Here is a 462-nt window from a genome sequence, read left to right as displayed (position 1 = left end):
ATAAGCTCTAAAGGGCGTTGTAAAAAATGATAAGTTAAGCTTATAAAAATAATCAAAGCTATAAGCACACCACAAGGTATATAAAATCTTTTAAGTTTGTAAAAAGGTTTTTTCATGGATGCTCATATTTATTTTAAATTAGCTTTTTCTAGCATTTTATTGTCCCAACCTTCTGGTAAATCTTTTATGCTTGGATAATAAGGGCGTAAAAGTTCTATATAAACTCCTTTCTGATAGGAAAGCTCAAAATAATACTTTCCTAAAGCAGAAGGGATAAGCTTTGCATCTCCGTGATAATTTCCATCAGAATAGACAAAATTAGGGCTATAAAAAGGGCTTCTAGGAGGAACATATGGGCTTTGTTGAATTGGGCGCACTCCTATTTCATCATAAGCAAAATAATCATATATGCTAAATTTAAAAATACCATTATTGCCAAAGCCATAATCATAATAATCATTA

General features: G+C 30.5%; 1 pseudogene. It reads right to left on the bottom strand.

Annotation, left to right across the window (positions count from 1 at the left end):
* Positions 1-128: 128 nt before the first annotated feature.
* Positions 129-462: pseudogene (locus tag ELQ12_RS09885) on the bottom strand (hypothetical protein); the annotation flags it as partial.

Origin of the sequence: Campylobacter sp. US25a (assembly GCF_004379075.1) — a bacterium.
Taxonomy (GTDB): domain Bacteria; phylum Campylobacterota; class Campylobacteria; order Campylobacterales; family Campylobacteraceae; genus Campylobacter_D; species Campylobacter_D jejuni.
This window is presented reverse-complemented; position numbering and strand designations above follow the sequence as displayed.